Source organism: Streptomyces sp. NPDC007863 (assembly GCF_040633895.1).
In the GTDB taxonomy this organism is placed as follows: domain Bacteria; phylum Actinomycetota; class Actinomycetes; order Streptomycetales; family Streptomycetaceae; genus Streptomyces.
On record NZ_JBEYEI010000020.1, the window covers coordinates 159,219 to 170,407 of the forward strand.

General features: G+C 72.8%; 11 protein-coding genes. 8 read left to right on the forward strand and 3 right to left on the reverse strand.

Annotated elements, in window-relative coordinates:
* Nucleotides 1-93 precede the first annotated feature (93 nt).
* Complete coding sequence (locus ABZ621_RS28920; protein WP_360609367.1) at nucleotides 94-609, forward strand: ATP-binding protein; 516 nt, start codon at nucleotides 94-96, stop codon at nucleotides 607-609.
* Here the strand turns inward: ABZ621_RS28920 and idi are convergent.
* From idi to ABZ621_RS28935, 3 genes are all read right to left on the reverse strand, one after another.
* Complete coding sequence (gene idi / locus ABZ621_RS28925) at nucleotides 575-1,108, reverse strand: isopentenyl-diphosphate Delta-isomerase (RefSeq protein WP_360609411.1); 534 nt, start codon at nucleotides 1,106-1,108, stop codon at nucleotides 575-577. The genes ABZ621_RS28920 and idi overlap by 35 nt on opposite strands.
* Nucleotides 1,109-1,369: 261 nt before the next feature.
* Nucleotides 1,370-2,635 (reverse strand): bifunctional class I SAM-dependent methyltransferase/N-acetyltransferase, encoded by a 1,266-nt coding sequence (locus tag ABZ621_RS28930; protein ID WP_360609368.1) that lies wholly within the window; start codon nucleotides 2,633-2,635, stop codon nucleotides 1,370-1,372.
* Nucleotides 2,636-2,857: 222 nt separating this feature from the next.
* Nucleotides 2,858-3,799 (reverse strand): cation diffusion facilitator family transporter, encoded by a 942-nt coding sequence (locus ABZ621_RS28935; protein ID WP_360609369.1) that lies wholly within the window; start codon nucleotides 3,797-3,799, stop codon nucleotides 2,858-2,860.
* Between the two features lie 409 nt (nucleotides 3,800-4,208).
* Here ABZ621_RS28935 and ABZ621_RS28940 point away from each other — a divergent pair, with 409 nt between their 5' ends.
* From ABZ621_RS28940 to ABZ621_RS28970, 7 genes are all read left to right on the forward strand, one after another.
* Complete coding sequence (locus ABZ621_RS28940; protein ID WP_360609412.1) at nucleotides 4,209-6,014, forward strand: DUF5941 domain-containing protein; 1,806 nt, start codon at nucleotides 4,209-4,211, stop codon at nucleotides 6,012-6,014.
* Nucleotides 6,011-6,748, forward strand: coding sequence for a phosphocholine cytidylyltransferase family protein (locus tag ABZ621_RS28945; protein ID WP_360609370.1), 738 nt, complete (start codon nucleotides 6,011-6,013; stop codon nucleotides 6,746-6,748). The genes ABZ621_RS28940 and ABZ621_RS28945 overlap by 4 nt, the downstream gene beginning before the upstream one ends.
* Nucleotides 6,736-7,797, forward strand: coding sequence for an iron-containing alcohol dehydrogenase family protein (locus tag ABZ621_RS28950; RefSeq protein ID WP_360609371.1), 1,062 nt, complete (start codon nucleotides 6,736-6,738; stop codon nucleotides 7,795-7,797). The genes ABZ621_RS28945 and ABZ621_RS28950 overlap by 13 nt, the downstream gene beginning before the upstream one ends.
* Nucleotides 7,775-8,554, forward strand: coding sequence for a CDP-alcohol phosphatidyltransferase family protein (locus tag ABZ621_RS28955; protein WP_360609372.1), 780 nt, complete (start codon nucleotides 7,775-7,777; stop codon nucleotides 8,552-8,554). Before ABZ621_RS28950 ends, ABZ621_RS28955 begins: the two co-directional genes overlap by 23 nt.
* 184 nt (nucleotides 8,555-8,738) lie before the next feature.
* Nucleotides 8,739-9,638 (forward strand): ABC transporter permease, encoded by a 900-nt coding sequence (locus ABZ621_RS28960; protein ID WP_360609413.1) that lies wholly within the window; start codon nucleotides 8,739-8,741, stop codon nucleotides 9,636-9,638.
* Nucleotides 9,631-10,419: an ABC transporter ATP-binding protein gene (locus ABZ621_RS28965; protein WP_360609373.1), complete on the forward strand. Its 789-nt coding sequence runs from the start codon at nucleotides 9,631-9,633 to the stop codon at nucleotides 10,417-10,419. The genes ABZ621_RS28960 and ABZ621_RS28965 overlap by 8 nt, the downstream gene beginning before the upstream one ends.
* Before the next feature lie 119 nt (nucleotides 10,420-10,538).
* Nucleotides 10,539-11,174: a TetR/AcrR family transcriptional regulator gene (locus ABZ621_RS28970; protein ID WP_360609374.1), complete on the forward strand. Its 636-nt coding sequence runs from the start codon at nucleotides 10,539-10,541 to the stop codon at nucleotides 11,172-11,174.
* The last annotated feature ends 15 nt before the right edge of the window (nucleotides 11,175-11,189 follow it).

Below are 11,189 nucleotides of genomic sequence, written 5' to 3' on the forward strand. Positions count from 1 at the left end.
GTGTCGACTTCTGGTCAGTAGGTCGGGATGTCCCTCCGGATTGCCAAGACTCGCGTTGTGGCGAGAATCGAGCACGAGGGTGGGAACCGGACCATGGAGACCCGCGGAGGTGTCCCCGCCCGGCCACCGTCCTACGAAGGAGTCTGGCGCTTCACCGCTCCCGCGGTCGACGTCTCCGTCCCCCAGGCCCGGCACGCGGTACGCGACCTGCTGGCCCGCCAGGGAGTTCCGGTCCACGAGGACATCAGGCACGGGCTGCTGCTGATCGTTTCCGAGCTGGTCACCAACGCCGTGCGGCACGCGGCGCTGCTCTCCCCGGAGATAGCGGTCGAGGTGGCCATCGGGCCGGAGTGGGTCCGGGTGTCCGTCGAGGACAACCACCCCTACCGGCCCAAGGCCCTGGAGGCGGACTACGGCCAGACCGGCGGCCGGGGGCTGCTCCTGGTGAAGGAGATCGCCCTGGAGTCGGGCGGCGCCTGCGACGTCGAGCACACCGCGGGCGGCGGCAAGATCATCTGGGCGGCGCTGCCCCTGGCCCCGATGGCACCGGGGCCGGGGACGGCGGAGGGCCGGGTCACCAGCCCCCGGCAGGACCCGTCAGCTCCCTGATCGCCGGACGCGCCGCGTCGAGCACCGTCATGAACCAGGCGGAGAACGGCGCGGCCGCGTGCCGCTCGGCCAGCTCGGCCGGGGTGACGAAGGCGTAGTCCCCGATCTCCTCCGGGTCCGGCCGCGGGGTGGCCTGCACCAGGCCGACGAAGAGGTGGTTGAACTCCTGCTCCACCAGGCCCGAGGCCGGGTCCGGGTGGTTGTAGCGGACGGTGCCGGCCTCGCCCATCAGGGTGGGGGAGACGCCGAGCTCCTCGAAGGTGCGTCGGGCGGCCGCCGCGAAGGGGGCCTCGCCCGGGTAGGGGTGCCCGCAGCAGGTGTTGGACCAGACGCCGGGGGAGTGGTACTTGCCGAGCGCCCGGCGCTGGAGCAGCAGCCGGCCCTCCTCGTCGAAGAGGAAGACCGAGAAGGCGCGGTGCAGCTGCCCGGGGGCCTGGTGGGCGGCGAGCTTCTCCGCCGTACCGATGGTGTTCCCGGCCTCGTCGACCAGTTCCAGCATGATCGGCTCCGGGGTGGCGGACGGCGCCCTGCCGTCCGACGCGAGCTGAGACGCAAGCCCCGGCGCGATCTCGGCCGTGGTGCCCTGTGTGGTCGGCATACCCATCCTTCGCTTCGGTCCTCGGCCCCTGGGGGCGCACCCAGTCTGCCGTACAAAACCGGCTTGTCCGCACTTCGGCGGCCGGAGCCCGCCGCTCCCACCGCACCGGAGTACACCGGCGCGGGGGAGCGGCGGGCGCGACGGAGGACCGTCAGGGGCAGGTCAGACGCCGAAAGCCGCCGGATAGGCGATCGTGCCCGGCGGAACGGGCCCGGAACCGTCCAGGACCAGCGCCATCATCGCTTCGTCCGGAACGTCGAAACCTGGCTTGATTCCATACTCGGACGCCCGTGCGAAGCCGAACCGCGGGTAGTACTCCGGATGGCCGAGCACCAGCACGAGCCGCTCGCCCGCCAGCCGCGCCGCGTCGAGCACGGCGCGGGTGACGGCCTGCCCGGCACCGGTGCGCTGGTGCTCCGGCGCCACCGAGACCGGCGCGAGCGCCGCCGCCGGTGCCCCGTCCACCCGGCAGCGGGTGATCAGCGCGTGCGCGGCGACCGAGCCGTCCGGGGCCTCGGCGACCACCGAGAGCCCCGGCAGCCAGGCGTCCGGGTCGGCGCGCAGGGCGTCGACGAGCTCGGCCTCGGCCGGCGACCCGAAGGCCGCCGCGGTCACCTCCCGTACGGCCGCGTGGTCGGACTCCCGCTCGGGGCGGGTGGGCCAGCGGGGGTCGGCCGGGCGGAGCACCAGGCCCGCGTAGCCGTAGTCGCCGCCGTGGTCGCGGCGGAGCGCGATCTCCGCCCGGGCGCCCGCCACCGCCTCGGCCATGCCGGGCACCGAGGTGTCGGCGGCGTCGGCGTGGGCGGCCAGCGGGACGTAGTACTCGTCCCAGTCGCCGTCGGGCTGGGTGAAGGCGCCGAGCACGTGGTACCCGGCCCCGACCGCGACGGCGGCGAGCTCGCCGACCGTACGGAGCGGGTAGTGCGCGTCCCAGAAGGCGCGGGCCTCCGGGGCGGGCGCGTCGGTGGTCCACACGCACTCGGTGAGGACCAGCGTCCCGCCCGGCGCGAGCAGTCGGCGCCACTCGGCGAGCGCCCGGTCGAAGCCGAGCACGAAGACCGAGCTCTCGGCCCAGACCAGGTCGAAGGAGCCGTCGGGGAAGGGCAGTGCGCCCATGTCGCCGTGGACCGCGCGGACCGAGCCGGCGAGACCGCGGGCGGCGGCCGCCGCCCGCAGCTCGTCGAGGAACGGCTCGTGGGTGTCGACGGCGGTCACCTCGGCGCCCGCCTCGGCGGCCAGGAGCAGCGCGGAGCGGCCCGGGCCGCAGCCCAGGTCGAGCACGCGCGGACGCCCGGGCAGCCGTCCCGCGAGCGCGAGGAGGCGACGGGTGGTGGCGTCGGAGCCGGGACCCTGCCGCGGCAGACCGTGGTGCAGGGCGAAGAAGGCGTCGTGGGACGCGGAAGTGTTCTGGATGTCGTTGTCGGACAACGTGGAAACCCTTGTGTGAAAGGGCTCCGGCCGACGACGTGACGGACCGGTGGAAGAACCGGGATCAGGTCAGCCGGAGACCCGGGAGCTGAAGCAGGACCGGGTGCGGCCGCGGACGGCGGCCTCCATCGCGACGGTCATCAACCTCAGCTCCTCTCACGCACGTGTTCGTACGACGAGCGTAACAGCCGGGCCCACCGCCCTCACAGACCCCGCCGCCCCTCACAGGCACAGCTTCGCCTCGTGCTGCGCGTGCCCGGCCGGCTCCAGCTGGAAGGTGCAGTGCTCCACGTCGAAGTGGTCGCCCAGGCAGCCCTGGAGGTCGTGCAGCATCTTCTCGTGGCCGACCGAGTCCAGCGCCCCCGCGTCCACGACCACGTGGGCGGAGAGGACCGGCATCCCGGAGGTGATCGTCCAGGCGTGCAGGTCGTGCACGTCCTCGACGCCCGGCAGCGCCAGGATGTGCGCCCGCACCTCCGCCATGTCCACGCCCTTGGGGGCCGCCTCCAGGAGCACGTCCAGGGTCTCGCGCAGCAGCTTCACCGTGCGCGGCACGATCATCAGGCCGATGACGAGGGAGGCGATCGGGTCGGCGTACTGCCAGCCGGTCGCCAGGATGATCGCCGCGGAGACGATCACGGTCACCGAGCCGAGCGCGTCGGCGAGGACCTCCAGATAGGCGCCCCGGACGTTCAGGCTCTCCTTCTGCCCGCGCATGAGCAGGGACAGCGAGACGACGTTGGCCACCAGGCCGACCACGGCGAAGGCGATGGCGAGCCCGCCCTTGGTCTCGGCCGGCTCCATGAACCGCTGCACCGCCTCGTACAGCACGTACCCGCCGACGCCGAGGAGCAGCAGGCAGTTGGCGAGCGCCGCCAGGATCTCCGCGCGGGCGAAGCCGAAGGTGCGGTTCCCGGACGGCGGGCGGTTGGCGAAGTGGATCGCGAGCAGCGCCATCGCGAGCCCGATCGCGTCGGTCGCCATGTGCGCCGCGTCGGCGATCAGCGCGAGCGAGTCGGCGACGAGGCCGCCGACGATCTCGACCACCATCACGGAGAGCGTGATCCCGAGCGCGATCCGCAACCGGCTGCGGTACGCGGCCCCCGCCGTACCCGTCGGCGGCGTGCCTCCGTGGCTGTGCCCGTGGTCGTGTCCAGCCCCCATGACGTGGCCTCCCAAGTCCTGATCCGTCGGTGCCCCGATTCGCCAGTGAACTACGGGTGGGGGGTATGTGCAACACGGTACTGAACACCGTTGTCATTGCTCTGACCTGCGACGATGCCATCGGGGCCGGTATTCGTACGATCACCTGCCGGAATGCCGTCCGGGTGGTCCCCGGCACCGGTTTGGAGGGCGGGCCGCCGATCCCCGATGATGATCGCGCGGAGCGCGGCGCATCCCGGCGGCGGAGGGCGGACCGGGGGGCGTCCGGCGTGCGAAGCCTCGGTGAACTCACGCTCCGTCGATCCGATAGCCTCAGCCGACGTGCCGCCGCCCGGTGCCGGGGCGCACCGCCACGCCCGGGGCCGACAGGCCCCGCCGGCCCTCTGCCCGTTCCAAGGAGTGAGTTCGTCTGTCGACCGCCATCCTCACCGGCCCGCCGGCACCCGGATCCTCGCTCGACGGTGATCTGCGGTCGCTCGGCTTCCACGTCCGATGGGCCACCGGCGCCGAGGAGGCCCGTACCCTCCTGGCCGCCGTCCCCGCGGGCGAGCGCGTCGCCCTCGTCGACTCCCGCTTCGTCGGACACCGCCACGCCCTGCGGCTCGCGCTGACCGACCCCCGCTTCCCGGCCGCCGCCGTGCCCGGGGCGCTCTCCGCGCAGCCCGAGGCCCGCCCGGCCCTGGCCCGCGCGCTGGCCGCCGCCCCCGAGCCCGCCGCCCCGGTGCCGGACCACGACCTCACCGGCACCGTCGCCGGCGCCCTCGACGCCGACGGCGTCGCCGTGCACCGGCCCGCGCTCGGCACCCTCGTCGCCGCCGTCCCCACCGACGCCGCGGCCCGCCACGAGGCCCGCGCCGCCGTCGACGGCGTCGACGACGAGGCCGTCCGCCTCCGCTCCGCCGTGAAGGCCCACGACGGCTTCTTCACCACCTTCTTCATCAGCCCCTACTCGCGGTACATCGCCCGCTGGTGCGCCCGCCGGGGGCTGACCCCCAACCAGGTCACCACCGCCTCGCTGCTCACCGCCCTGATCGCGGCCGGCTGCGCGGCCACCGGGGAGCGCGGCGGCTACGTCGCCGCCGGCGTGCTGCTGCTCGTCTCCTTCGTCCTGGACTGCACCGACGGGCAGCTCGCCCGGTACGCGCTCAAGTACTCGACGATGGGCGCCTGGCTCGACGCCACCTTCGACCGGGCCAAGGAGTACGCCTTCTACGCCGGTCTCGCCCTCGGCGCCGCCCGGAACGGCGACGACGTGTGGACGCTCGCGCTCGCCGCCATGGTCCTCATGACCTGCCGGCACGTCGTCGACTTCTCGTTCAACGAGTCCAACGTCGCGGACTCCGCCGCCGCGGGCTCCACCGCCAAGACCAGCCTGGCGCTTTCCAGCAAGCTCGACGGCGTCGGCTGGACCGTCTGGGCCCGCCGCATGATCATCCTGCCGATCGGCGAGCGCTGGGCGATGATCGCCGTCCTCACCGCCGCCACCAGCCCCCGGATCGTCTTCTGGGCGCTGATCGTCGGCTGCGCCTTCGCCGCCTGCTACACCACGGCCGGCCGGCTGCTGCGCTCGGTCAAGCGCCGCGGTCCGCGCACCGACCGCGCCGCCCGGGCCCTCGCCGACCTCGCGGACTCCGGCCCGATCGCGCTCGCGGTCGCCCGGATCACCCGCCGCCTGCCGGTGCCGGCCCCGGTCGCCGCGCTGCTCGGCGCCGCCCTGATGATCTCCGTCGCGGCCACCGCCCCGGTCGGGAGCTGGGCCACCGTCGGCGCCGCCGGCGGCTACGCGGTCCTCGCCGGGCTCGCCGTCGCCCGCCCCCTCAAGGGCGCCCTCGACTGGTTCGTCCCGCCGTTCTTCCGCGCCGCCGAGTACACCACCGTGCTGCTGCTCGCCGCCCGCTCGGACGTGCCGCAGGCCGTCCCCGCGGCATTCGGCCTGGTCGCGGCGGTCGCCTACCATCACTACGACACGGTGTACCGCATCCGCGGTGGCACCGGCGCGCCGCCCGCCTGGCTGGTGCGCGTCACCGGCGGACACGAGGGGCGCACGCTCCTGGTGGCCGTCCTCGCCGCCCTCCTGACGGACCGCGGCGACGACTTCACCCTGGCGCTGACCGCCCTGGCGGGCGCGCTCGCCCTCGTGGTGCTCGTGGAGTCCATCCGCTTCTGGGTCTCCTCCGGAGCGCCCGCTGTTCATGACGAAGGAGAAACAGCATGATCGGCCTCGTTCTGGCAGCCGGTGCCGGACGGCGACTGCGCCCGTACACCGACACCCTCCCGAAGGCCCTCGTGCCCGTGGACGGCGAGACCACCGTCCTCGACCTCACGCTGAAGAACTTCGCCGAGGTCGGCCTCACCGAGGCCGCGATCGTCGTCGGCTACCGCAAGGAGGCCGTCTACGCCCGCAAGGCCGAGCTGGAGGCGACGTACGGCCTCACCCTCACCCTGATCGACAACGACAAGGCCGAGGAGTGGAACAACGCCTACTCCCTGTGGTGCGCGCGTGAGGTCCTGAAGCGCGGCGTGATCCTCGCCAACGGCGACACCGTCCACCCGGTCTCCGTCGAGAAGACGCTGCTCGCCGCCCGCGGCGAGGGCAAGAGGATCATCCTCGCCCTCGACACGGTGAAGTCGCTCGCCGACGAGGAGATGAAGGTCGTCGCCGCCGAGGGCGCCGGCGTCCGGAAGATCACCAAGCTGATGGACCCGGCCGACGCGACCGGCGAGTACATCGGCGTCACCCTCATCGAGCCCGAGGCCGCCGAGGAGCTCGCCGACGCCCTGAAGGCCACCTTCGAGCGCGACCCCGACCTCTACTACGAGGACGGCTACCAGGAGCTCGTGAACCGCGGCTTCACCGTCGACGTGGAGCCCATCGGCGAGGTCTCCTGGGTCGAGATCGACAACCACGACGATCTCGCCAAGGGCCGGGAGATCGCGTGCCGGTACTGACCCGACTGATCCCGTCGCCGGTCGTCGTCGACATCCGCCGGGGTGCGCTGGAGGGGCTCTCCGCGCTCATGGCGGACGAGAGGATCTCCAGCAGCGGCAAGATCGCCGTCGCCATCAGCGGCGGGTCGGGGCTCAGGCTGCGCGACCGGTTCGCCGCCGAGCTGCCCGGTGCCGACTGGTACACCGTCGCCGGCGGCACCATCGACGCGGCCGTCGAGCTGGCCGACGCCATGCGCGGCAAGCGGTACGACGCCGTGGTCGCGCTCGGCGGCGGCAAGATCATCGACGTGACGAAGTACGCGGCGGCCCGGGTCGGGCTGCCGCTGGTCGCCATCGCCACCAACCTCTCGCACGACGGCCTGTGCTCGCCGGTGTCCACCCTGGACAACGACAACGGCCGCGGCTCCTACGGGGTGCCCACCCCCATCGCGCTCGTCATCGACCTCGACGTGATCAGGGACGCCCCCGTCCGCTTCGTCCGCTCCGGCATCGGCGACGCGGTCTCCAACCTCTCCGCCCTCGCGGACTGGGAGCTCTCCCACCGCGAGACCGGCGAGAAGATCGACGGCCTGGCCGCCGCCATGGCCCGCAGCGCGGGCGAGGCGGTGCTCCGGCACCCGGGCGGAGTCGGCGACGACGACTTCCTCGTCACCCTCTCCGAGGGACTGGTGATGTCCGGCATCGCCATGTCCATCAGCGGCGACACCCGGCCCTCCTCGGGCGCCTGCCACGAGATCAGCCACGCCTTCGACCTGCTGTACCCGGCCCGCGCGGCCAGCCACGGCGAGCAGTGCGGCCTCGGCGCGGCCTTCGCGATGCACCTGCGCGGGGCCCGCGACGACTCCCTCGCGATCGTGGAGACCCTCCGCCGGCACGGCCTTCCGGTGCGGCCGGAGGAGATGGGCTTCACGGTCGACGAGTTCGTGCGGGCGGTCGACTTCGCCCCGCAGACCCGGCCGGGCCGCTTCACCATCCTGGAACACCTCGACCTCTCCACCGAACAGATCAGGGACGCGTACGCCGACTATGCCCAAGCCATCGGTAGCTGAACTCCGCCCCGTCGTCCACCCGCCGGGCGTCAAGGACCGGCGGAGCGGCGAGCACTGGGGCGGCCGCCTCTACATGCGGGAGATCTCCCTCCGGATCACCCGCCGGCTGGCGGACACCAAGGTCACGCCCAACCAGCTGACCTATCTGATGACGCTCTTCGGCGTGCTCGCCGCCCCGGCGCTGCTGCTGCCCGGGATCTGGGGCGCCGTCCTCGGCGTCGTCGCCGTGCAGATGTACCTGCTGCTCGACTGCGTCGACGGCGAGCTGGCCCGCTGGAAGAAGCAGTACTCGCTGGCCGGCGTCTACCTGGACCGGGTCGGCGCCTACCTGTGCGACGCCGCCGTCCTCGTCGGCTTCGGCCTGCGCGCCGCCGATCTGTGGGGCGAGGGCCGGATCGACTGGCTGTGGGCCTTCCTCGGCACCCTGGCCGCGCTCGGCGCCATCCTGATCAAGGCGGAGACCGACCTGGTCGGCGTCGCCCGCCACCAGAACGGCATGCCCCCGGTCAAGGAGGCCGCCTCGGAGCCCCGCTCCTCCGGCATGGCGCTGGCCCGCCGGGCCGCCGGCGCGCTCAAGTTCCACCGGCTGATCCTCGGCATCGAGGCCTCGCTCCTGATCCTGGTCCTCGCCATCGCCGACCAGGTGCGCGGCGACCTGTTCTTCTCCCGGCTCGGCGTCGCGGTCCTCGCGGGCATCGCACTGCTCCAGACCGTGCTGCACCTCGTCTCGATCATGGTGTCCAGCCGCCTGAAGTGAGCGGGGGCCGGCCGGGACTCCCACGTCACCGGCCGGTCACCGCGATGGCGTACGGTGTGGCAACCCCGATGACTCGCCGAGTCGCCACACCGGCCGTCCGACATCGTGGTATTCCGACGAGCCGCACATCTTGAACACGAAAGTTTCGACTGTGAGTGACATTCACCAGGGCGGGGCGGTCGCGATGAGCGCGCCCCCGTCCTCCGTCGACGAGGGCCTGGCGCCGGGCGACCTCGCCGCCAAGTACGGCCTGTCGGTCAGCGGCGCCCGACCCGGACTGTTCGAGTACATCCGCGAGCTGTGGAGCCGCCGCCACTTCATCCTGGCGTTCTCCTCGGCGAAGCTGACCGCCCAGTACAGCCAGGCCAAGCTCGGCCAGGTCTGGCAGGTGGCGACCCCGCTCCTCAACGCCCTCGTCTACTACCTGATCTTCGGGCTGATCCTGAACGCGGGCCGCGGCATGAGCAAGGAGGTCTACATCCCCTTCCTCGTGACCGGCATCTTCGTGTTCACGTTCACGCAGAACTCGGTCATGGCGGGCGTCCGCGCGATCTCGGGCAACCTCGGCCTCGTCCGCGCCCTGCACTTCCCGCGCGCCACGCTCCCGATCAGCTTCTCGCTCCAGCAGCTCCAGCAGCTGCTGTTCTCGATGGTCGTGCTCGCCGCCGTCGCGATCGCCTTCGGCAGCTACCCCTCGCTCAGCTGGCTGCTGCTGATCCCGGCGCTCCTGCTGCAGTTCGTGTTCAACATCGGCCTCGCGATGATCATGGCCAGGATGGGCGCCAAGACCCCCGACCTCGCCCAGCTGATGCCCTTCGTCATGCGGACCTGGCTGTACGCCTCGGGCGTCATGTTCTCGATCCCCGTGATGCTCGCGGACAAGCCGGCCTGGATCGCGGACGTCCTCATGTACAACCCGGCGGCGGTCTACATGGACCTGGTCCGCTTCGCGCTCATCGACGGCTACGCGGCCTCGAACCTGCCCGCCCACGTCTGGGCCACCGCCCTCGGCTGGGCGCTGCTCTTCGGCATCGGCGGCTTCGTCTACTTCTGGAAGGCTGAGGAGAGGTACGGCCGTGGCTGACACCCCCCAGAACCCCCTGGCGCCCACCGTCATCTGCGAGGACGTCCACATCGTCTACCGGGTCAACACCGGAGGCGGCGGCAAGGGCAGCGCCACCGCGGCCCTCAGCCGGATCGTCGGCAAGGGCAAGGCCGAGGTCACCCGCGGCGTCCGCAAGGTGCACGCCGTCCGCGGCGTCACCTTCACCGCCTACCGCGGCGAGGCCATCGGCCTCATCGGCACCAACGGCTCCGGCAAGTCCACCCTGCTGCGCGCCATCGCCGGCCTGCTCCCCACCGAGAGCGGCAAGGTCTACACCGACGGCCAGCCCTCGCTCCTCGGCGTCAACGCGGCCCTGATGAACGACCTGACCGGCGAGCGCAACGTCATCCTCGGCGGCCTCGCCATGGGCATGAGCCGCGAGGAGGTCCACGCGCGGTATCAGGACATCGTCGACTTCTCCGGGATCAACGAGAAGGGCGACTTCATCAGCCTGCCGATGCGCACCTACTCCTCCGGCATGGGCGCCCGGCTCCGCTTCGCCATCGCGGCCGCCAAGAACCACGACGTGCTCCTCATCGACGAGGCGCTCGCCACCGGTGACCGCAAGTTCCAGATCCGGTCCGAGGCGCGCATCCGCGAGCTGCGCAAGGAGGCCGGCACGGTCTTCCTGGTCAGCCACAGCAACAAGTCCATCCGGGACACCTGCGACCGGGTGCTCTGGCTGGAGAAGGGCCAGCTCCTCATGGACGGCCCGACCGACGAGGTCCTCAAGGCGTACGAGCGCGAGACCGCCCGCTGAGTTCCCCGCCGCACCCCGTGCGCAGCGCCCCCGCCCCACCGGCGGGGGCGCTTCCGGTTTTCGCCGGTCCCGCCCCTTCCTGGAATGTTCATGCGGTCAACATCGGGCAGGATGAGCCCATGGCAGGGATCTCGGGCGGAAAGAACTACCACCACGGCGACCTGCGCAACGCCCTGATCTGCGCGGCCGTCGACCTCGCCACCGAAGGCGGCCCCGAGAGGGTCGTCCTGCGCGAGGCGGCCCGCCGGGTCGGCGTCTCGCCCACCGCCGCCTACCGGCACTTCGACGGACGCGGCGAACTGCTCCGCACCGTCCGCGCCCACGCCAGGGCCCGGCTCGCCGAGGCCATGGAGCGGGCCGCCGCCCGTGAGCCCGGCGCCGACGAGCCCGCGCTCGCCGCCGAGCGCCGGCTCGCCGCCCTCTGCCGCGGCTACGTCGGCTTCGCCCTCGACCACCCCGGCCTCTACCGCGCCGCCTTCGGCACCGTCCGCCCCGCCGCCGGGGAGGCGCCGGCCTGCGTCCCCGCGCCCCCGGAGCCCGAGATCCGGGCCTTCACCCTCCTCCGGGAGACCCTGGAGACGCTCGACCGCAGCGGCGGGCGACGCCCTTCCGCCGGCGCCGCCGCGTGGTCGGCCGTGCACGGCCTCTCGCTGCTCCTCCTGGAAGGCCCGCTCCGCCGGCTCTCCGCCCGGCGCCGCGACGACGTCGTCGAGACCACCCTCGCCATGGTCGTCTCCGGAGCCCGCGCCCGCTGACCTCCGGTGGGCCCG

Excerpts from the sequence above, each read along its gene's own strand:
- ABZ621_RS28920 (WP_360609367.1), top strand. The coding sequence starts at position 94 with ATGGAGACCCGCGGAGGTGTCCCCGCCCGGCCACCGTCCTACGAAGGA.
- idi (WP_360609411.1), bottom strand. The coding sequence starts at position 1,108 with ATGCTGGAACTGGTCGACGAGGCCGGGAACACCATCGGTACGGCGGAG.
- ABZ621_RS28935 (WP_360609369.1), bottom strand. The coding sequence starts at position 3,799 with ATGGGGGCTGGACACGACCACGGGCACAGCCACGGAGGCACGCCGCCG.
- ABZ621_RS28945 (WP_360609370.1), top strand. The coding sequence starts at position 6,011 with ATGATCGGCCTCGTTCTGGCAGCCGGTGCCGGACGGCGACTGCGCCCG.
- ABZ621_RS28955 (WP_360609372.1), top strand. The coding sequence starts at position 7,775 with ATGCCCAAGCCATCGGTAGCTGAACTCCGCCCCGTCGTCCACCCGCCG.
- ABZ621_RS28960 (WP_360609413.1), top strand. The coding sequence starts at position 8,739 with ATGAGCGCGCCCCCGTCCTCCGTCGACGAGGGCCTGGCGCCGGGCGAC.
- ABZ621_RS28970 (WP_360609374.1), top strand. The coding sequence starts at position 10,539 with ATGGCAGGGATCTCGGGCGGAAAGAACTACCACCACGGCGACCTGCGC.